This is a genomic window from Polyangium spumosum, from assembly GCF_009649845.1.
Classification (GTDB): Bacteria; Myxococcota_A; Polyangia; order Polyangiales; family Polyangiaceae; genus Polyangium; species Polyangium spumosum.
The window spans coordinates 440,935-459,838 of the sequence record NZ_WJIE01000006.1; the positions used below are offsets into that span (position 1 = coordinate 440,935).

General features: G+C 72.5%; 15 protein-coding genes. 11 read left to right on the forward strand and 4 right to left on the reverse strand.

Annotation, left to right across the window (positions count from 1 at the left end):
- Nucleotides 1-12: 12 nt before the first annotated feature.
- Complete coding sequence (locus tag GF068_RS22795; RefSeq protein WP_170319621.1) at nucleotides 13-981, reverse strand: XylR N-terminal domain-containing protein; 969 nt, start codon at nucleotides 979-981, stop codon at nucleotides 13-15.
- A gap of 133 nt (nucleotides 982-1,114) precedes the next feature.
- On the opposite strand from GF068_RS22795, the gene GF068_RS43675 reads away from it, so the two are divergent.
- Genes GF068_RS43675 through GF068_RS22820 form a run of 4 tightly spaced genes read left to right on the forward strand, consistent with a single transcriptional unit; the run spans nucleotide 1,115 to nucleotide 4,305 of the window.
- The gene (locus GF068_RS43675; protein WP_170319594.1) at nucleotides 1,115-2,314 is read left to right on the forward strand and encodes a hypothetical protein; all 1,200 of its coding nucleotides are present in this window, start codon (nucleotides 1,115-1,117) and stop codon (nucleotides 2,312-2,314) included.
- Nucleotides 2,315-2,325: 11 nt separating this feature from the next.
- On the forward strand, nucleotides 2,326-2,802 hold the full coding sequence (gene tsaE, locus GF068_RS22810) for a tRNA (adenosine(37)-N6)-threonylcarbamoyltransferase complex ATPase subunit type 1 TsaE (RefSeq protein WP_338046520.1): 477 nt from the start codon (nucleotides 2,326-2,328) through the stop codon (nucleotides 2,800-2,802).
- Between the two features lie 15 nt (nucleotides 2,803-2,817).
- Nucleotides 2,818-3,609: an MlaE family ABC transporter permease gene (locus GF068_RS22815; protein WP_338046521.1), complete on the forward strand. Its 792-nt coding sequence runs from the start codon at nucleotides 2,818-2,820 to the stop codon at nucleotides 3,607-3,609.
- Between the two features lie 3 nt (nucleotides 3,610-3,612).
- The gene (locus GF068_RS22820) at nucleotides 3,613-4,305 is read left to right on the forward strand and encodes a class I SAM-dependent methyltransferase (protein ID WP_153821545.1); all 693 of its coding nucleotides are present in this window, start codon (nucleotides 3,613-3,615) and stop codon (nucleotides 4,303-4,305) included.
- A gap of 22 nt (nucleotides 4,306-4,327) precedes the next feature.
- Here GF068_RS22820 and GF068_RS44320 read toward each other — a convergent pair whose 3' ends face one another.
- Complete coding sequence (locus GF068_RS44320) at nucleotides 4,328-5,266, reverse strand: hypothetical protein (RefSeq protein ID WP_206079521.1); 939 nt, start codon at nucleotides 5,264-5,266, stop codon at nucleotides 4,328-4,330.
- Nucleotides 5,267-5,377: 111 nt separating this feature from the next.
- Complete coding sequence (locus GF068_RS22830) at nucleotides 5,378-6,172, reverse strand: FHA domain-containing protein (protein ID WP_170319622.1); 795 nt, start codon at nucleotides 6,170-6,172, stop codon at nucleotides 5,378-5,380.
- Between the two features lie 76 nt (nucleotides 6,173-6,248).
- Between GF068_RS22830 and GF068_RS22835 the strand changes: the two genes are divergently transcribed.
- Both GF068_RS22835 and GF068_RS22840 read left to right on the forward strand, forming a co-directional pair.
- Nucleotides 6,249-9,536 carry a serine/threonine-protein kinase gene (locus GF068_RS22835; RefSeq protein ID WP_153821547.1) on the forward strand — a complete coding sequence of 1,096 codons (3,288 nt, stop codon included), beginning with the start codon at nucleotides 6,249-6,251 and terminating at the stop codon, nucleotides 9,534-9,536.
- Nucleotides 9,530-10,570: an SMP-30/gluconolactonase/LRE family protein gene (locus GF068_RS22840; RefSeq protein ID WP_206079522.1), complete on the forward strand. Its 1,041-nt coding sequence runs from the start codon at nucleotides 9,530-9,532 to the stop codon at nucleotides 10,568-10,570. Before GF068_RS22835 ends, GF068_RS22840 begins: the two co-directional genes overlap by 7 nt.
- Nucleotides 10,571-10,576: 6 nt before the next feature.
- Here the strand turns inward: GF068_RS22840 and GF068_RS22845 are convergent, their stop codons facing one another.
- Nucleotides 10,577-12,424 (reverse strand): OPT family oligopeptide transporter, encoded by a 1,848-nt coding sequence (locus GF068_RS22845; protein ID WP_170319623.1) that lies wholly within the window; start codon nucleotides 12,422-12,424, stop codon nucleotides 10,577-10,579.
- A gap of 131 nt (nucleotides 12,425-12,555) precedes the next feature.
- Between GF068_RS22845 and GF068_RS22850 the strand changes: the two genes are divergently transcribed.
- The 5 genes from GF068_RS22850 to GF068_RS22870 all read left to right on the forward strand — a co-directional run bounded on the left by GF068_RS22850 (nucleotide 12,556) and on the right by GF068_RS22870 (nucleotide 18,879).
- Nucleotides 12,556-14,148: a vWA domain-containing protein gene (locus tag GF068_RS22850; protein ID WP_153821549.1), complete on the forward strand. Its 1,593-nt coding sequence runs from the start codon at nucleotides 12,556-12,558 to the stop codon at nucleotides 14,146-14,148.
- Between the two features lie 75 nt (nucleotides 14,149-14,223).
- On the forward strand, nucleotides 14,224-15,627 hold the full coding sequence (locus tag GF068_RS22855; RefSeq protein ID WP_153821550.1) for a sigma 54-interacting transcriptional regulator: 1,404 nt from the start codon (nucleotides 14,224-14,226) through the stop codon (nucleotides 15,625-15,627).
- Nucleotides 15,628-16,111: 484 nt separating this feature from the next.
- Nucleotides 16,112-16,840, forward strand: coding sequence for a hypothetical protein (locus GF068_RS22860; RefSeq protein WP_153821551.1), 729 nt, complete (start codon nucleotides 16,112-16,114; stop codon nucleotides 16,838-16,840).
- Nucleotides 16,841-16,919: 79 nt separating this feature from the next.
- Complete coding sequence (locus tag GF068_RS22865) at nucleotides 16,920-18,242, forward strand: chloride channel protein (protein ID WP_153821552.1); 1,323 nt, start codon at nucleotides 16,920-16,922, stop codon at nucleotides 18,240-18,242.
- A 145-nt stretch (nucleotides 18,243-18,387) separates the two neighbouring features.
- Nucleotides 18,388-18,879 carry a flavin reductase family protein gene (locus tag GF068_RS22870; RefSeq protein ID WP_153821553.1) on the forward strand — a complete coding sequence of 164 codons (492 nt, stop codon included), beginning with the start codon at nucleotides 18,388-18,390 and terminating at the stop codon, nucleotides 18,877-18,879.
- Nucleotides 18,880-18,904 lie beyond the last annotated feature (25 nt).

The following is an 18,904-nucleotide window of genomic DNA, read 5'->3' on the forward strand; positions in this document are numbered from 1 at the left end:
ATCGAGCCGACCTCAACGCGCCGCGGTGAGCGGCAAGCAATGGCGCAAGGCCTGTCGGACCGTCGCGAAGGTGCGGAGCCCGCCGAGGTCGATCGGGGAGGCCGACAAGGTCCGCGCCACCTCGCCGCGTATGCCGGAGAGGTGGCATTTCGCGCCGAGCAGCTCCACCGCCGACACGATGCGCAAGAGCGCGTCCGCCGTCTCGGCGTCCACCGTATCGACGCCCGTCACGTCGAGGATCACGCTCCGCGTCGACGAACGGATGACCTCCTCGAGCAGCGTCGCCGTGATCGTCTGCGTTCGCCGCGGGGAGAGCGCGCCGATGATCGGCATCGCAAGGACGCCGTCCCAGACGCGCAGGAGCGGCGTGGACAATCGCTCGAGGGATCGCTCGAGCTCCTTTTGAATCGTGCTGCCCGTCGCCGCGAGCGCGCGTCGGTAGGGATCTGCCCGCGTGTCCCACGCGTCTTCCGGCTGGATCTCCCAGCGGCACACCTCCGCGCCGGCCGCGGCGCATTGCGTCTCCACGCAGAGCATCGGCCGATCCATGAACGCCGACGCGTAACCGGAGGCGTATCCCGCCAGCGTGAAGCATACCGGGGCGCCGCTCTCGCCGATGTGCTCCCGATGGATCTCCGCCTCGTAGGAGCTCTCCCACGCGCCGTACATGTGGAACGACCCCTCGGCTCGATTGAAATGGAGGTGCTCCGGCTTCGCGAGGACGAGCCCCTCCCATGAATGGAGCACCGGGCCCGACCCGACACGATCTTCGTCCGTGTCCCAATCGAACATGGCGTTGAGCGCGACGTAATCGCCTTGCCCACACCGATGACCGAACTGCGCGAGGACGCTGTTCGTCATCTCGAGGCCGAGCCGCTCGAACAGCAATGCGCGCAGCACGCCGAACGCAGCCTGCCGGAAGATCAACATCCGATCCGGGCCGAGGCGGATCTGGCCCTCGTGGGGGGAGAACTCCAGCATCTTACGAAGGTCGATCTCGCCAATTTTCATACAGGACGGAAAACTGACTGGGTTCCTGGGATTGTCAACCACGTTCCCGGAGGCGACATCTCCCTCGCTCCCCCGCAGAAAAGGCGGTACATCCTCCCCCGGCATGCGTCTCCGCGCCCCCGCTTTTGCCCTCGCCGCTCTGCTCCTCCTCTCGGCTGCGCCCGCCCTCGCCGATCGTGTCGTCGTCCTGCCTTCGCAGGGCGGCGCGGCGCCGGCGGCGCGCCTCGGGCTCGATCAGGACCTCATGCGTGGGGCGGCCTCGTTCAACCATCAAATCGCCTCCGAGGTCGAGACCCACGCGGCCCTCGTCCGCATCGCCGACGGCGTCGCCGATACCCCCGAGGAGTTCGCCTCCGTCGCCAATCTCCTCCGCGCGAGCTGGATCCTCGCCGCCAAAGTCGAGCCGGCACAGGCCACCACCCGCGTCGAGATCTCCGCCTACCTCGCCACCCTCGGCCGCGTCGAGTCCGTCGCCCGCGACGTCGACCCCCAGAAACAAGCCACCCAGGTCCAGGAGATGCTCGCCGTCCTCATGCGCCCCGAGGGCGTCGGCGTCGGCGCTTTGCCCTGGGAACAGGCCCTCCCGCCGCCTCCGCCCCCGCCTCCCATCCCGCCTCCGCCGCCGCCTCCTCCGCCGCCTCCTCCGCCCCCGGTCGGCGCCGCGCCGCCCTTCGACATGAGCCAGTTCATGCCTCCGCCGCCTCCTCCGCCGCCGCCGCAGCCGGCCAAAAACGAGGTCACCATGAACTACCTCGGCGGCTCCCAGAAGGCCGTCTGGCCTCCGTACACCGCGGGCAAGCCCGTCTTTTTGACCGCCCTCCTCGGCGTCTCCGGGGCCGCCTCGTCGCCGGGAGGCGCCGCCGGCAGCTCCGGGGCGTTCGCCTTTGGCGTGCGGGGCGGTTATGCGATCGGCGCGTCGGGGCTCGAGCTCTTCGCCGGCCTCGCGGGCAACGTCGCCGGCCCCCCCGCCTTGTGGGTCGACGTCGGCGGCCGCTGGCTCTTTTCTCCCATGATCCGGACCGCGCCCGACGGCCGCAAGGAGGGTTTTTCCTTTCACGTCGGCCCCGAGCTCTTCCTCGGCCCCTTCGTCCGCCTCGGCAGCACCGTCACCGCGCCGAACGGCGTCACCTACGAGGGGCGCAGCACGGGGCATTTCTCCATCGGCGCCGCCCTCGACCTCGTCTTCGGCATCACGCCGTCGCTGCGCATCGACACCCAGCTCGGCAACCTCCGCTTCGTGCCCACGGACGACGGCACCATCGTCCTCATGGGCGCGACCGCGGGCCTCACGTATCGCTTCTGAGCCCTCCCGCCGTGCCCACGATCGTCCCGCTCCCCACGCGTCGCGCCACGATCCGGCTCGCCCGCGCCGTCGCCGCGGCGCTCGTCCCGGGTGACCTCGTGATCCTCGCGGGCGACCTCGGCGCCGGGAAGACCTTCTTCACCCGCGCCCTCTGCCGCGCCCTCGGCGTCCCCGCGAGCGAGCCCATCACGAGCCCCACCTTCACCCTCGTCCACGAGCACGAAGCGCGCCTGCCGATCGCCCACGCCGACCTCTACCGCGTCGGCGACGAGGACGAGCTCGCGCAGCTCGGCCTGCGGGATCGGCGCGGCGAGGGGGCCGTGCTCGTCGTCGAGTGGGGCGCGCCGTATGCGGCGGCGCTCGGCGGGGACGCGCTCTCCGTCACGTTCGAGGTCGCGGCGGATGGGACGAGGCGGGCGCGGCTCGAGGCGGGCGGCGCGCGCGCCTCGGCGCTGCTCGCGGCCGTGACGGGCGCCGGACGGCCGTGATACAGAGGTCCTCGCGTGGACGACTCCGAGCCGAAGCTCTTGCAGCGGATCCTGGATCCCGTGCTCGGCTTCTTCGAGAACATCGGGACCACGGTGAGCTTGACCTTCCAGACCGTGGCCTGGCTCTTCCGCCCCCCGTTCCGGGCGAGCCAGATGCTCGCCGCGATGGATTACATCGGCGTGCAGTCGACCTTCCTCGTGGGCCTCACGGGCCTCTTCAGCGGCATGGTCGTCGCGCTCCAGTCGGTCTACGCGCTCAAGCAGTTCAGCGCCGAGGCGAACGTGGGCGGGATCGTGGCCGTCTCGCTCATGCGTGAGGTCTCGCCCGTGTTCTCGGCGCTCATGATCACGGCGCGGGCGGGCAGCGGCATGGCGGCCGAGCTCGGCAACATGCGCGTGACCGAGCAGATCGACGCGATCACCACGATGGGCGTGAGCCCGGTGCAGTACCTCCTCTCGCCGCGCCTGCTCGCGGGCGTGATGATGGGCCCGCTCCTCTGCATGCTTTATTCGACCATCGGCATGATCGGCTGCTACCTCGTGGCCGTCGCCTGGCTCGGCGGCGACTGGGGGTTTTTCCTGCGCAGCATTCACGACTTCGCCCGCCCGCGTGACCTCTTCATGGGCCTCGTGAAGGGCGCGATTTTTGGTTTCCTGATCGCGTCGATCGCCTGCCGCCACGGGTATTTCGCGTCCGGCGGCGCGCGCGGCGTGGGTATGGCGACGACGCGGGCCGTCGTCGAGAGCTGCGTGGCCATCCTCGTGGCCAATTACGTCCTCACGCAGGTGATGCTGGGAGACATGTGAAGCATGGCGAGTCCGGACAAACACGCGCCCGCGGGCCTCGACGTCGAGGCCTTGAACGACGAGCTCGCCCGCGAGCACCCGATCGACGCCTATTACGAGCGCTCGTTCTTGCCGATCCGGCTCATCGAGAGGGGCCGCCTCGCCATCATTCGCCGCTTCATCGGCCCTGCGGACGGCCTCGACCTCGCCGAGATCGGCTCGGGCGGCGGGCACGTCCTGCGCATGTTCCCGCGGGCCCGCATCACGGCGATCGACGTCTCCGACGTCTTCCTCGACACGGCCCGGAAAAACCTGGCGGGGTACGACGCGCGTTTCTTGAAGGGTGAGGTCGACAAGATGGACCTGCCGGCCCGCTCGTTCGACCGGATCATCTGCACCGAGGTCCTCGAGCATTGCGAGGATCCGGGCGCGATCCTCGGGGCGATCACGCGGCTGCTCCGGCCCGAGGGCGCGGCGGTCATCACGGTCCCGAACGACCCGCTCATCCTCGGCTTGAAGGGCTTCGTCCGCAAGACGCCCATCGGCTGGGCCCTCGGGGATCGCATCGAATGGGGCGGCGACCGGTACCACCTGCACACGTGGACCCCGGCCGAATTCGAGCGCCTGCTCGAACGGTTCTTCCGGGTCACCCACCGCGCCGCGTCGCCGTCGGACCTACTCCCGATCCGGGCGTGTTTCCGCTGCGTGCTCCGGTAGCGCCGCCCCCCCCGAGCGGGGCTCACTCGTGCGTGACGGTCAGCTCGTAGGGGTTGACCCAGTTCTTCGCGAGCTCGCCGCCCGTGTCGAAATCGTTGTAATAGAGCGACACGAACGGGGAGACGAGCACGTAATAGGTGCCGGGCTCCGTGATCTCGGCCTCGATCGTCTTGGGCTCGGTCTCCAGGGCCAGATCCCCGGCGAGCTTCGTCTCGCCGTCGGGCCCGTACATGTCCAGCGACAGCGCGATCGGCGTGTCCAGGGTGGCGCGCAGCATGCCCGGCCTGTCCACCTGGACCTCGTAATAATCGTAATGCGCCTCGTAGGTCGGCCAGGCATTCTCGACGTACCCCGCGAGCATGTAGGCGCTGAGCGGCTTGCCGAGGGCGATGCTCCGCGCCTCGGCGGGCGTGTCGTTCGGCTCGAAGCAATCCACGGCCGCGTGGAACTTCCAGTCGTAGGTGACCTTCTGCGGAGGGTCACCCGTCGCGACGCCGGTCTCCTCGAGCCGCACCGAATACGTCATGCCGGGCGTGACCACGAAGCGCCGCGCGGCCACGCCGCCCTCGCCGCTCGCCGAGCCCGAGATGTCGCCGTCGGGGTCCGTGGCGGCCATGAGGCCCATGAAGAGCTGCTCGCCGTGCCCGCGGACCTCGACGTACCCGCCGCCCGCGTCGTTCGGCACGGTGAACGTGAACGTGTGCGTGTTCGCCTCGGCCGTGGCCTCGAAGCCGTCCGTACCCTCGGCCGCGGTCGGCTCGTAGCAGGTGGCCTCGTGATCGCCGCCGCCGCCCTGTCCGCCGCTGCCGCCCTGTCCGCCCTGACCCCCGGCGCCGCCATTACCAGCCTCACCGCCGTCGCCGCCATTGCCGCCGCCGCCGGGGTTGTTCGTCGTGATGATGCAGCCGGACAGGAGGGCGAGGGACGTGAGCAGGGTGCAGAGGAACGTGGTCGTGCGCATGTAAAAGCCTCCTCGAAGCAAAAGGCGCCCGGTGACCGGGGCGCGCCGCCTGATGTAGCCGCCTCGGGCGGGAGAAGCCTTCGACGAAGCTCGGTCGAAGCTTGGCCCCCCTCAGCCCGCGTCGATGATCCGCACGGCGTCGGGCGGCAAGCAGAGGACGTATCCATGCCCGCGGCGCGAGAGCACGAGCCGCCTGAGGAGCGCGTCCCGATCGAGTGATTCGAGGCTCGCCAGCCGCTCGCCGCTGCCGCTCCGCGCGATGAGGCCTCGCAAGAGCGCCTCGTCGAGCGCGCCGTCGTCGAGCAGGCGCCGGACCGCGTGGCGGATCGCCGTGACGAGCGGCGCCACCACGCCCGCGCTGCCCACCGCCTCCTGGATGTCCCACACGTGCACGACCTGCGAAGGGCTCGCCGCCAGCGCGGCGAAGGCGCGCGCCGCCGCGGCCTGGAGGTCGAGGTAACGGCCGGCGAACTGCACGACGCAGGCGTCGCCGTCCCGGGTGATGACGAACGCAGGCGAGGCCGCGGCCTCGCCGGGCGCGCCTTCGAGCGGGATCGGGCTGCAAAACGGCTCGGTCTCGGCGGGCCCGAGCACCTCGAGCAAGACGGCGCCGATCTGCAGGCGCGAGCCCTCGCCGAAGCCACGCGCGCCGCCCGGCTCGAGGGGCGCGCCGTCGAGGAAGAGGCCACTCGACGTGGAGAGGTTCTCGATGCGGAGCGGCGGCACGAGCGCCCCGCGCGGCCCGGCCGTGATGCGCGCGTGGCGCCGCGAGACCGAGGGGTGATCGAGCCGGATCTCCACGCCCGGCTCGCGCCCGATCACGCCGCCCTCGGGCAGGTCGACGACCTCTCCCTCCCGGAGGCGGCCGGGGCCGACGACACGGAGTACGCGGGCCCTGAAATGCACCTCCTGGGGATTAGCGCGGAGGCAGGGCCGCCGGCAAGGTGGCTCGCCCGCCCCGTCGCGGCCAGAAACGCGGACGATGGTGACCGACGTTCCCCTGTCGCTGGGTGTCTTCACGGCCGCGCGCCGGATCGGGCGGGGCGGCAGCGGCGAAGCGTGGCTCGGGCAGCACAGGCCCTCGGGCGCGGACGTGGTGCTCAAGATCCCGCACGCGCCCGCCGGGGGCGAAGCCGCGGCCTTCCGGCGCATCCAGGCCGAGGCGGCCATCGCCTCCGAGGTCACGGGCCCCCACGTGCTCGGCGTGCTCGACTTCGGGCGCGTCACGCCCGCCGAGTCCGCGGCCTCGCGCACGCGCCTGCTCGCGGGACAACCCTACCTGGTCCTGCCCTACGCCTCGCTCGGCTCGCTCGCGGGGTACGTCGGGCGCTTGCCGTTCGAGGCCACGCGCGTGGTGCTGCTCGACGTCCTGCGTGGGCTCTCGACCCTGCACGCGCGCGAGGTCGTCCACCGCGACATCAAGCCCGCCAACGTGCTGCTGTTCCTCCCCGAGGGCCCGCTCTCCATCCGCGCCGTCGTCGCGGATCTCGGGTTCGCCCTCGTCCCGCGGAGGACCGAGCCGCTCGGCGCGCGGGGCGGCACGCCCGGCTACATGGCTCCGGAGCAACACACGGGCCGCCTGCGCGACCTCGGTCCGTGGACGGACCTGTACGCCGTGGGGTTGCTCGCCGCGGAGCTCGTCGCGGCGCCCGAGAGGCCACCCGCGTTCGACGCGTGGATCGCGGCGCTCACGGCGGAGGAGCCCCGCGAGAGGCCCCGGTCGGCCGCGGAGGCGGCGCACTGGCTCGGGGTGATGGGCGGCGCGCCTTCGCTCGTCGCGTCTCCGGCGGAGCGGCGCGCGCTCGCCGAGGGGATCGCCGCCGCGCGCGCGGCCGCGGCGCCACGCGAGGTGGACGCGGGCGCGCTCGCGACGACCGCCCCCTTCGCCGAGGTGCTCGACGTGGCTCCGGCGGGCGAGGCGCCGGGCGGCGCGGGGCGGGCAGCGCGGGGCGCGCGGCCCGTGTTCGTCCCGTCGCTCGTGTTCCTGGACGAACCCCTCCCGCCGCCGCTGCCGCCGGGCCTCGGCGCGGGCGTGTGTGCGCTCCGCCGTCCGCCGCTCGTGGGGCAACAGGACCTGCGCGCGGCCCTCTGGGAGGCGCTCACCGAGGCGTGCCGCGCCCGCGCGCCCCGCGGGGTGATCGTGACCGGGCCCGTGGGCGCCGGCAGGAGCCGGCTCGCCGGCTGGCTCGCCGAGTCCGCGCACGAGCGGCTCGGTGCCCGGACGATCCACGTCGAGGGCCGCGACGGGGACGGGCTCGGCGCGCTCTGGGAGCGTGCCTTCGCCGGCCTCTCGCCCCGTGGTGGTGCGCGGGTCGCGCCCACCACCGAGGAGCGGCGCGCGGCGCTGCTCGCGTGGCTCGCCGCGCTCGCCGCGGACGCGCTCGCCGTGGTGGTCGTGATCGACGACGCCGAGGCCGACCCCGAAGCCGTGGCGCTCGCCGCGGACGCCCTCGACACCCCGGACGGTCGCCTCGGCCCCGTGATGTTCGTCCTCGCCCAGCGGCCCGAGGCGCGCGCGCCGGCCGCCGCGGCGCTCGCCGCGCTCGGCGCGCGGCCTCGGGTTCGTGCCTGCCCCGTGCCGCCTCTGACGGACGCCGAGACCGAGCGCCTGCTCGCCAGCTTCATCGGCTCGGACGAGCGCACGCGCCAGCGTATCGCCGCGCGCGCCGAGGGCAGCCCCCTCTTCGCCTGCCAGCTCGTGCGGGACTGGGTGCAACGAGGTTTGCTCGTCCCGGCCGCGCGTGGCCTCGCGCTCGCCGGCCCGGAGCCGCCGATCCCCGACTCGCTCGTCGCCCTCTTCCAGGACGAGCTCTCCGCCGTGCTCGCCGCGCGTGACGAGACCTTCGGCCGCGCCGTCGCCCTCGCCGTCCTGCTCGGCGGCGACGATGGCCGCGGCTGCTTCTCCCGGGCTTGCGCGCTCGCCGGCGTCTCGCCCCCGCCCGACCTCGCCGAGGTGCTGCTCGACGCCGGCCTCGCCGTCCGCGCCCCGGGGGGCTTCCTGCTCTCGCACGCCATCGTCTGCGAGGTCGTCGAGCGGCGGCTCGAGGGCGACCCGCAGCTCGCGGCGCTCCACCTCGCGTGCGCCGAGGCGCGGTTCGGCGCGCGGGGAGCCTGCCGGATGCGGCCTCGCGCGGCGCTCGCGGCGGCGCGCCACTTCGAGCGCGCGGGGGAGCCCGAGCGCGCGATCGAGGCGCTGCAGGCGACCTCGTTCGTGGACCAGGGCGCCGCCGACGCGGCCGCGATGCTCGACCTCCTCGACGGGCTCGTGTCGCGGCTCGCCGCGCGGCCTCGGGCCCTGCCTGCCTTGTGGGCGCTCGCGGCCCGCGCGCATTACCAGCGCGGCGACAGCGCGCAGGCGGAGGCCGCGGCGCGCCGCGCCCTCGCGGCGGACCTCCCGAGCGACGATCCGCGCGCCCGCTTCGACGCCCTGCTCGCCCTCGGCGCGGCGGCCACGAGCCGCGGCGCCATCGACGAGGCGCTCGCGCTCGCCGACGAGCTCGAGGCGCTCGCCGCGCGCCTCGGGGATCCCACGGACGCGCTGCTCGCCGCGATGCAACGCGGGCGGGCCGAGTTCGTCGGCTGCCGCCCGGCCGCGTGCCTCGCCACGGTCGACGCCACCCTCGCGCGGAGCGAGGGCGCCGATCCACGCGTCATCGCCCGCGCGCGCACCGTGGCTGCGGACGCGGCCTTGCTCGCGGGCCTGCTCGACGATGCGGCGCGGCGCTGCGAGCAGGTCCTCGTGGACCTCGGCGAAGGCGCGGCCGGCCACCTCGCGGCGCACGTGCTGGTCACGCTCGCCGACGTCGAGGTGCGCCGGGGCCGCTTCGACGCGGCCATCCAGTGGAGCCGCAAGGCTGCGGCGGCGGCCCATCACCGCGCGCCCGTCGTGGGGTATGCGCGGGGCAACGCGGCGTATGCGATGCTGCGCGCCGGGCGCGTCGGGGAGGCGCGGGCCGAGGCCGAAGCGGCCCTCGCCGACTTGCCCGAAGGGCAGCGGCACCGGCTCTGGTTTTTCCTCACGGGCCTCTTGCTCCCGTCGCTCGCCGCGGAGGACGACCTCGCCCTCTTCGACGCGCGCTTCGAGGCGTTCGAGGCTTTCTCCCGGACCACGCAGGTCTCGCTCGTCGAGTGCGCGGAGGCCTTGCGGATGGCCTTGTGGACGCTCGAAGCGCGGGGTGAGGCCTCGCGCGCCGCCGCGGCCCGCGCGCTCGCCGACGAGCTCTTTCGTCGTCTCGGCCGCGCGGGAGAGGCTAGACTGCCTTCATGCTGAAACGCGCGATTTCCTTGGGCTTGATCACCACGACCTTCCTCCTCGCCGCCTGCGGCGACGGCGGTTCGAACACGACCGGCGCGGGCGCCAGCGGCGGCGGCGCTGCGGGCGGCACCGGCGGCATGGGCGGCGCCGGCGGCGCGGGCGGCGCCGGGGGGATGGGCGGCGGCGCCGGCGGCACGGGCGGCGAGGGGGGCATGATGGAGGTCGATCCCCTCGTCGGCATCGGGACCGTCGAGGAGATCCAGGCTGGGTTCATGTTCACCGAGGGCCCGCAATGGATCCCCTCCACGAACACGCTGCTCTTCACGGACATCCCTGCGAACCGCATCTACGCGCACTCCCCCGGCGGCGGCGTCATCACCGTCTTCCGCGAGCCCAGCGCCAACACGAATGGCCTCGGCCTCGACCCGAGCGGCCTGCTCGTCGCCTGCGAGCACAGCGGCCGGCGCGTCTCGCGTACGCTCGCGGACGGCACGATCGAGACCATCGCCGACCTGTACGAGAACAAGAAGCTGAACAGCCCGAACGACGTCATCGTGCATTCGAATGGCACGGTCTATTTCACCGATCCCCCCTACGGCCTGCCCGACCCCGGCCAGAGCGAGCTCGGCTTCTTCGGCGTCTTCCGCGTCACGCCCGGCGGCGAGGTCACGCTCGTCGCCGACGACATGCAGCGCCCGAACGGCATTGCCCTCTCGCCCGACGAGAAATCCCTCTACGTCGCCGATACCCAGACCGGCGAGCTCCGGACCTGGCCGGTGAACGACGACGGCTCGCTCGGCGCCGGGAGCACGCTCGTCACGACGGGCCCCGGCCCCGACGGAATGGCCGTCGACGAGAAGGGCAACCTCTTCGTCACCACGAAGAACGGCGTCGAGGTGTACAGCGCCGCCGGCAAGCTCTACGGCGCCATCGCCGTCCCGCAGCAGCCCTCGAACTGCGCGTTCGGCGGCGAGGACAAGAAGACGCTCTACATCACGGCCCGCACCGGCCTCTATCGCGTCACGCTCGCGAACCCCGGCCTCTACTGACGCCGTTCAGATTCGCCCCGCCGCCCAGATCGCCACGGCAACGCCCATCACGCTCTCCCCGGCGACGAGCCCCGAGGCCGTCGCCGTCGTGTAAAGCGCGTCCTTCCTGGGGAAAAAGCGGGCCACGATCGCCCCGATCGCGGCGCCGAGGAAGAGCGTATAACTCGTCGACGCCGGCAGGATGAACGAGAGCCCGAGCCCCATCGAGGAGGGCACCCAGGCGGCGAGGCGCTTCGGCCCGAGCTCGCTCGCGAGCGTGCAGACCGCGGCGAGCGCGGCCGCGATCGCCATGGCGAGGGCCGCGTGCGGGGGCAGGCCGGCGAAGCCTCGCGCGAGCAGCTCCGCCGTCCCTTTGAACATCTGCACCCCGGGCGCGGGGTATTTCGTGCCGAGCAGCTCGAGCGGGAACGCCGTCAGGAAGACGAGCGCCGTCACGAGCCCGCCCACCGTGATCCCGAAGAGCTGCGCGAAGAGCTGCTTTTGCGGAGAAGCGCCGAGGATCCGGCCCGTCTTCAGGTCCTGCATCATGTCGCCGCAGCTATTGGCCCCCGCGTTCGTCAGGCCGGCGGCCATCAGGCTCACGTGTGTTTGTCCCGGCGCGAGCACCGCGAAGAGGAGCTGCGAGACCATCGCCATGGGGCCGAGCGGGTTCACGTCCGTCTCGCCGAGCGTCCTCGTGCCCACGAGCGCGAGCGCGCCCGCGAGCACGATCGCGAAGAGCGTCGTCGCCGGGTGCATCCCGAGCACGAACCATTGCGTCGTGATGGCCAGGATCGCCGCCGCGGCGAGGCCCCAGCCGAGCCAGCGCGAGGGCACCTCCACGTCCCTCGGGTCGGCCTCGCCGGGCGCCTTCGCCCCGATCGAGCCGATCGATCGCATCGCCGTCACGATCGAGCCGCCCTTCAGCGCGAACGACACGAGCCCCCCCACCACGAGCATCGCTACGCCCGGCCAAACGCAATATCCCACCGCGTCGCCGTAGAGGTTCGGCGCGGCGGGCGTGGGCGTCACGAAGCCTCGCCCGACGGCCCAGGGGACGACGCCGGCCCAGCAGAGCGTCGCGCCGACGGCCATCCACGCCGCCGTCCGCAGCCCGACGAGCGCGCCCGAGCCGAGCGTCATGAGCGACATGTCGAGCCCCAGCGTGAGCCGCGCCAAACCCAAGGCCCCGAGGCTCGCGAAGGCGAACGGCACGGTATCCGGCACGAAGCCGAGCACCCCGCGCGTGAACACGAGCGTCGCCCCGATCCCGGCCGCCACCATCAAGGCCACGGCTTTTTTCGTCCCGCCTTCGCCTTCGCCGTGCAGCGCGAGGGTCATCTGCGCTGCGGCGACACCCGACGGAAACTTCAGGTTTTCACGGTTGATCATCTGCCGCTTCAGCGGGATCGCGAAGAGCAACCCGAGCAGGGCGGCGGAGACGAGCCACGCGGTGATCTGGAGGAGCGACAGGCGCTGCCCCGTGACGATCATGAGCGCGGGCATGGCCGACACCATGCCCGCGCCCGCCATGGCCGCCGCGGCGGAGGCGGCGGTCTGCATGGTGTTGTTCTCGAGCACCGTGAACGCGGGCCCCCGCGCGACACCGCGCCAGAGCCGGAAGAGGAGCCACGCCGAGATCGCCGCCGTGATCGAGGCGCTGTACGTGATGCCGATCGTCAGCCCCGTGTAGAGGTTCGCCGCGGAGAGGACCGAGCCGATCACGCACCCGAACACCACGGCGCGCAGCGTGAACTGCCGCTCCAGGGGCCGAAAGACCCGGTCGTACCAGACCTCGTCCGTCACGCCTGCGGCATCGGCCACGGGCGCCTCGCCGCGAGGCTCGTTCGTGACGGAGGCGGGCACGCTCGACATGGGGGCATCGTCCAGCGTGCGCGGGTCGAGGTCAAGCCGAGCGGGCATCCGTCCGGCGTGCCCCGCTGCGTGCTGGGACAAACCGGCGGCCTTCGCGGGAACTTCCGGCCGCGCCCGCGCTCGGATCGGCCATGTCGACCCGCCGCCTCGCCCCCGCCCTCCTCTTCGTCCTCGCCTCCTGCACGAAATCACCTCCCGGCCCCGAAGCCGCCGCGCCCCTCGCGCCCGCGCAAAAGGCCGTCGCCAGGGCGACGAAGCCGCTCGTCGACGAGCCCCTCGCGCCTCCCGTCACCCAGAGCGACGCGCCCGCGCCCGTCGAGAGCGCGCCCGCCTCCGAGGAGCCCCTCGTGGAGCCCGTCGATACGCGTCACGGCGCCGCGCCCGGCGCCGCGGGTGGCCTGGGTTTGACCGGGGTGGGCGAGGGCGGCGGCGGGCGCGGGGAGGGCATCGGCCTCGGCACGATCGGCACGCTGGGCCGCGGCGCGGGCGTGGGCACGGGCGCCGGGTTCGGCTCGGGCCATGGCAGGCTCGGCGGCTCGCACCGCGCCGTGGGCGGCGTGCGCGTGGGTTCGGGGGGGCTCGGCGCGTCGGCCGCGCCCTCGCAATGGCAAGGCGGCGTGCGCACGGGGGAATGGGACGACAACGCGAACTTCCGCGATTACACGGGCTGGCTCGGCAAGGAGCGCGCCCCGGGCGCCGCGACGCTCGACCTCTCCTCGCGCCGCTTCCTCGTCGTGCGGGACAGCGCGGGCAAGCCCGTCCCGAGCTGCTCCATCGAGGTGCGTGACCCCTCGGGGACGACGCTCTCGTTGCGCACGACGGCGAGCGGCCGGGCGCTCCTTTTCCCGCGCGCCGAGGGCCTGAAGGGCCCGAACCTCGAGGCCACGGCGCGCTGCGAGGGCCGCGTGGTGACGAAGACGACCACGGTCACGCCGGGCGACGACGTCGTCGACCTCGCCCTCTCCGGCCCGCGTGGATTGCCCGAGGCGCAGACGATCGACGTCGCCTTCGTCCTCGACACGACCGGATCGATGTCGGAGGAGATCCACGCATTACGCGACACGCTGGAGAAGGTGGCGAGCGCGCTCGCCACGCTGAACGTCCGGCCGCGCGTGGGCCTCGTCGAGTACCGCGACCGCGGCGACGTCTACGTGACCCGGATGCACCAGATGACGACCGACGTCAAAGGCCTGCAGGCGCGGATCGCGTCGCTCGGCGCAGGCGGCGGCGGCGACACGCCCGAGCACGTCAACGAGGCGTTACGCGTGGCGGTGCGGAACCTGCGATACCGCCCCGAATCCGTGGCCCGCCTGGTCTTCTTGATCGGCGACGCGCCCCCGCACCTCGATTACGCGCAGGACGAGGGGTATGCGGCCGCGATGAAGGAGGCGAGCCACGCGGGCGTGCAGATCTACTCGATCGCGGCCTCGGGGATGGACACGCTCGGGCAGGTCGTCTTCCGTCAGATCGCGCAATACACGGGCGGCACGCACATGTTCGTCCTGCGCGGCGGCGCGGGGCCTGCGTCGGTGGGCGGCGGCGACCCGAAGGCGAGCTGCGGCGGGACACACACGGATTACACGAGCGGAAACCTGGACGCGCTCATCCTGAGCAAGGTGCGAGGCGCGATCGCAGCGCGGGACGCGGATCCGATGCGGATCGCAGGGCTGCATCGCGACGAGAAGGACAGGCCGTGCGAGCAGAGGGTGGTGATGGTGAGGTGAGGGGGGCGGCCGCTGGTGGTTTCCTCGTCAACCACCTTGTCCGGCCGAACTGCCCTCGCCTAGAATGCCCCGCCCATGGGCCACCTCCTGGCCAACACCGAAGATCCGATCGAGGAAGCAGGCTCCTCCCAGACCGCCGGCGTCCTCGTCTTCGTCCTGCGTTACGAGGACCTCCGCGCGGCCGACTCCGGCGTTTTGCCTCCCCTCACGCAGGACGGCGACGGCTTCGAGATCGGGCGCGCGCCCGAGGTCCGGCCGCCCGCGTTCGAGGAGACGAGGTTTCTCCTGCCCGATCGATTCGTCTCGCGCCTCCACGCCCGCGTGGTTCGTCGCGGCGGACGGGATCTCCTCGAGGACGCCGGCAGCAGGCTCGGCACGTTCGTGCGCGGGGAGCGCATCCACGCGCCCGTCCCCCTCGCCGACGGCGACCTCGTGGAAATCGGGCAATCACTCTTCGTCTATCGGATCGTCGACGCGACGTCCGCGGTCCGGATGATCCGCGGGGGGCTCACGTTTGGCCCGACACGCTCGTTATGCCCCGAGATCATGCGCCTCGCGCTCGATCTCGGACAGCTCGCGCGTACCGTCGAGCCCATCCTCCTGCTCGCGGAGACCGGCGCCGGCAAGGAGATCGCCGCGCGATACGTGCACGAAAAGAGCGGACGCGCGGGGCCCTTCGTCGCCATCGATTGTGGCGCCATCCCCGAGCACCTCGTGGAAGGGGAGCTCTTCGGCCACCGCCGCGGGGCGTTCAGCGGCGCGCACGAGGAGCGCAAGGGCCGCATTCGCAGCGCGGAGGGCGGCACGGTTTTCCTCGACGAGATCGGCAATCTGCCCGGGAGCGCGCAGGCGAGCTTGCTCCGCGCGATTCAGGAGCGCGAGGTGACGCCCGTGGGCGCCGATCAGGGGCAGAAGGTGGACGTGCGATGGATCGCCGCGACGAACGCCGACGTGTTCTCCGAAACGAGCGGCTTTCGCGCGGATCTTCGCGCTCGGCTCGCGGGGTACGTCGCCGAGCTGCCGCCGCTCCGGGAGCGCCGCGAGGATCTGGGGTTCCTCGTCGCGCACCTGCTCGGCCGGGCGGGCGCCGAGCGAGCCTCGATCACGCCGACGGCGGCGCGCGCGCTCTTCGGGGGCGACCTGCCGGGCAACGTGCGCGAGCTCGAGCGAGCCCTCGGGACCGCCGTCGTGCTCATGGGCGACGGGCCGATCGACCTGCCACACCTGAGCGCCCTTCGAGCACGCACGGCGCGGGAGAAGAAGGCGCCGAGCGTCGAGCCGCCCGTCCCCGAGGCGAGCGACGAGGAGCGGCGGAACAAAAAACGGCCACCCAAGGAGACGATCGAGGCGGCCCTCTTCCGGTCGAAGGGATCCCAAGGGGAGGCGGCGCGTCAGCTCGGGGTGCACGAGCGGCAGCTCGCGCGGTGGATGGATGCCCTCGGCATCCCCCGGCTGCGGAAGGGCTCTGCGGGCGGGTGAGACGAGGTCCCGCGAGGGCGGGGTAGCTCGCGCGAAGGGCGGGGTGGCTCGCGCCGAGGGCGGGGTGGCTCGCGCCGAGCGCGGGATGGTTCGCGCCGAGGGCGGGATGGCTCGCGCGAAGGGCGGGGTGGCTCGCGCCGAGGGCGGAGTGGCTCGCGCCGAGGGCGGGATGGCTCGCGCGAAGGGCGGGATGGCTCGCGCCGAGGGCGGGATGGCTCGCACCGAGAGCGGAGGGGCTCGCGCCGAGGGCGGCGGGGCTCGCGCCGAGGGCGGCGGGGCTCGCTCTCTGGGGCCAGATGTCCGGACAAATGGGGGAGATGTCCGGACAAGTTTCCTCCATCCGACCGGACCTGCGGGCATCGCGCTCTGTGGCTCACGCTTGATTTCCCACGTTTGCCCTCGCTGTCCCCTCCTGGCATTCCTCGTGCATTGCCTCGCGCCCGACGCGCCACGCACCCCCAGGCGCGTCGAGAGAGGAATCGTCATGACTGCGACCCTGATCGTGAAGGACACGTTGCCCCGGAAGAACTTCATCGCCATCACGCAGCTCGGCCTCAAGGCCTTGAACCTCGCGTTCACGTACGCCGTGGCGCTCGGCCCGCGGCTGCCGCAGGGGATGGTCGAGGACCTTTCGCTCGACATCGAGATCCTCGGCGAGGTCGTTCCCAGCGCGATCCAGGCGCGGAGCGAGTCGGTGGCCGCCACGAGCACGCAAGATACCGCGCTCGCCCAGGGGCACACGCGCGTGCGGCAGATCCGCGCCGCCATCCGCCGCACCATGGCGCCCGAGGACGTGAAACGCGGTTATGGCGTGGGGCGAAGGGCGCGAAAGGAGAGCGTGGCCCACGTGAAAGCCGCCATTCAGCAGATCCTCGACCGTGCCAAGAACAACCCGGCCGAGGCCGCGTCGCTCGGGATCGTGCAGAAGGACCTCGACAACCTCGCGCTCTCGCTCGCCGCCATCACGGACGCCGATACCGTGCAGGAGAAAAAACGCGCGAGCGCGCCGCTCACGACGCAGGAGAGGAACCGGGTCGGAAACCGGATCCTGGCGGCCGTCGCGCGCATCGAGGCCGCCGGACGGCTCGAGTTCGCGAACGACGACACGAAACGCGCGAGCTTCGAGGCGCTCGGCGCAGGGCCGAGGATGCGGCGAAAGGCCGTCGCGGAGGAGCCGGCAGGGGACGAGGAGCAGGCGGTGATGGCCGGATAAGTCCTCCCTTCAGGGCTCGGCCGCCCTGGCGCTCGCATGGCGCTTTACACCAGGCTCTGTCGGTGCTCATCCTCCCCCCATGAGCCCGCCGGCGAGCAAACCCGGCCCCGCCTCCCTGCGGTTCGTCGCGGGCTTGCTGGTCGTCTCCCTGGTCTCCGCGGCCTTCGCCGTCCTCTTCCGGGCGTCGCTCTCGTTCGTGCTCGGGCACGCGCTCGGCGAGGGCGACGTCGTCAGCGCCATGCGACGCTCGCCGCCGTGGATGCGTCTCCTGCTCCCGCCGGCGGGCGCCCTGCTCGCCGGCGTGCTCGTGGCCCTCGCCGCGCGCAAGCCGAGCGGCCACGGCGTGGGCTCCGTGATGGAGGCCGTCGTCCTCGGGCGCGTCCGCCTCTCGATGCGCGTGACGCTGCTCAAATCCCTCGGCTCCTTCTGCGCCATCTCCTCGGGCGGCTCCATCGGGCGCGAGGGGCCGCTCATCCAGTTCGGCGGCGCCATCGGCAACCTCGTGAGCTGCAAGCTCGGCCTGCCCCTCGAACACGCGCGTATCCTCATCGCCGCGGGCACCGCCGCCGGCTTCGCGGCGGCGTACAACACCCCCTTCGCGGCCATCCTGTTCGTGCTCGAGGTCGTCACGGGCATCGTGGTGCTCGACACGATCGTCCCCGCGTTCGTCGCGACGGTGCTCGCGACCGCCGTCACACGATCCATCGTCGGAGAGGGGCCGATCTTCGGCGCGCGGACCTTCACGGCATACTCTTCCTGGGAGCTCGTCGCCCACGCGGGCGTCGGCGTGCTCGGCGCCCTGGCCGCGCAAGGATTCATGCGGCTGCTCGCGCAGGGCGAGGCCCTCTTCGAGCGTTCGAGGATCCCGCTCCCCTGGCGCACGGCGCTCGGGGGCCTGCTCACGGGCGCCATCGTGGCCGCGTTGCCCGAGGTGGCGGGTAATGGGTACGAGCCGCTCAACGAGCTGCTCGACGCGCGCCTCTCCGCGGGGTTCGTGGCCGTGCTCCTGGTCGCGAAGTGTGTGGCGACGACGGCCTCGGTCTCCTCGGGCAGCCCCGGCGGGGTGTTCACGCCGACCCTGCTCCTCGGCGGCGGCGTGGGTTTTCTTTACGGGACCGCGCTCGTGTACCTCTTCGGGCCCGCGGCGGGCTCCGTGGGGAGCTACGCGCTCGTCGGGATGGCCGCGACGACGGCGGCGACGACACACGCGCCGCTGATGGCGGCCGTCATGGCCTTCGAGCTGTCGGGTGATTACGGGGTCGTGCTCCCGCTGATGCTCGCGACCGCGCTCGCCACGGCGATCTCGCGCGCCCTGCGAAAGGACTCCATTTACACGGCGGAGCTGCGCGGCCGCGGGGTCTGCTGGGAGCTCACGCTGGAAGGGCGGAAGATGATCGAGTGATCCTGCTCGACCCCCCACGTATTCAATGCATTGCATACGGTATTCGCGTCGCCGCGCTGACCTCCACGATTGGCGCCCGATCGAGCCGGAGCGCCCGCGCGAACCGCCTTGCCGACCGCCGAGAACCGACCTACCGTCCCGCCCGATGTCCCTCTCCGCGGCGGAGCTTCGCAGGGTCCTCGGGCAGTTCGCGACCGGCGTCACGGTCGTCACGACCCGCCACGAGGGCGTGCCCCAGGGCATGACCGCGAACTCCTTCACCTCCGTGTCCCTCGAGCCGCCGCTCGTCCTCTTCTGCGCCGACAAACGCGCTCGCTCCGGCACGATCGTCGGCGCGGCCAGGTGTTTCGCCGTCAACGTGCTCGCCGAGGACCAGCGCCACCTCTCCGACCTCTTCGCCGGAAAGGGCACCGACGCCGAGCGCTCGGCCCTGCTCGCCGAGATCGGCCAGACCGCCGTCACCGGCGCCCCCGTCCTGCCCGGATCCCTCGGCTGGCTCGACTGCCGCCTCGAACGCGCGATCGACGCAGGTGATCACGTCGTGTTCCTCGGCGAAGTCGTGGCCGCTTCGACCGGCGATCCGTCCGCGCCCTTGCTCTACTTCCGCGGCGCCTATCGGCACCTCGAACCCGCCTGAGTCCGCATCCGGCGTTGAACAGCGC

Coding starts and splice junctions, on each gene's coding strand:
- GF068_RS22795 (WP_170319621.1), bottom strand. CDS start 981: ATGCTGGAGTTCTCCCCCCACGAGGGCCAGATCCGCCTCGGCCCGGAT.
- GF068_RS43675 (WP_170319594.1), top strand. CDS start 1,115: ATGCGTCTCCGCGCCCCCGCTTTTGCCCTCGCCGCTCTGCTCCTCCTC.
- GF068_RS22820 (WP_153821545.1), top strand. CDS start 3,613: ATGGCGAGTCCGGACAAACACGCGCCCGCGGGCCTCGACGTCGAGGCC.
- GF068_RS44320 (WP_206079521.1), bottom strand. CDS start 5,266: ATGCGCACGACCACGTTCCTCTGCACCCTGCTCACGTCCCTCGCCCTC.
- GF068_RS22835 (WP_153821547.1), top strand. CDS start 6,249: ATGGTGACCGACGTTCCCCTGTCGCTGGGTGTCTTCACGGCCGCGCGC.
- GF068_RS22840 (WP_206079522.1), top strand. CDS start 9,530: ATGCTGAAACGCGCGATTTCCTTGGGCTTGATCACCACGACCTTCCTC.
- GF068_RS22845 (WP_170319623.1), bottom strand. CDS start 12,424: ATGTCGAGCGTGCCCGCCTCCGTCACGAACGAGCCTCGCGGCGAGGCG.
- GF068_RS22850 (WP_153821549.1), top strand. CDS start 12,556: ATGTCGACCCGCCGCCTCGCCCCCGCCCTCCTCTTCGTCCTCGCCTCC.
- GF068_RS22855 (WP_153821550.1), top strand. CDS start 14,224: ATGGGCCACCTCCTGGCCAACACCGAAGATCCGATCGAGGAAGCAGGC.
- GF068_RS22860 (WP_153821551.1), top strand. CDS start 16,112: ATGACTGCGACCCTGATCGTGAAGGACACGTTGCCCCGGAAGAACTTC.
- GF068_RS22865 (WP_153821552.1), top strand. CDS start 16,920: ATGAGCCCGCCGGCGAGCAAACCCGGCCCCGCCTCCCTGCGGTTCGTC.
- GF068_RS22870 (WP_153821553.1), top strand. CDS start 18,388: ATGTCCCTCTCCGCGGCGGAGCTTCGCAGGGTCCTCGGGCAGTTCGCG.